1 tRNA gene is annotated in these 467 nt (G+C 35.1%); it reads right to left on the reverse strand.

Annotation, left to right across the window (positions count from 1 at the left end):
- Window positions 1-326 precede the first annotated feature (326 nt).
- Window positions 327-411, reverse strand: a tRNA-Leu gene (locus RT405_RS11680).
- Between the last annotated feature and the right edge of the window lie 56 nt (window positions 412-467).

The raw sequence follows: 467 nt of genomic DNA on the forward strand, positions 1-467 counted from the left end.
TGTTCCTCCTTTTTAGTACTCCTGCTTCCATTTTAAGCAACCGCTTACAATATATCAATAACAATTTAAAGGATACTAGCTTTAACTACATCATTATTTGTTCTTTTTTCAGTCTCATGCAGAGCTATATCACTATTCAACTTCATAGTGTTTATCGAAAATTTGCAGAGAATTATGCAGACCTCCCTAGAAAAAGCAAAAAAAATACTAACAGTATAATACTTTTCCTTTATTCCATAGATAGTAAATAAATTTCAAAAAAATAAACCTTTAAAAGAAATCGTCTTACTTTCTTTTAAAGATTCATTGCTTAGCTAGTTTTCAGATGCGGACGGGGGGACTCGAACCCCCACCGAGAATCTCTCGACCAGCCCCTCAAGCTGGCGCGTCTACCAATTCCGCCACGACCGCTTATTACAACAAAGACTATTGTATCAATGATTCTATCAATTGTAAAGATATTGACG

It is taken from the genome of Carnobacterium sp., from assembly GCF_032094055.1.
Classification (GTDB): Bacteria; Bacillota; Bacilli; order Lactobacillales; family Carnobacteriaceae; genus Carnobacterium_A.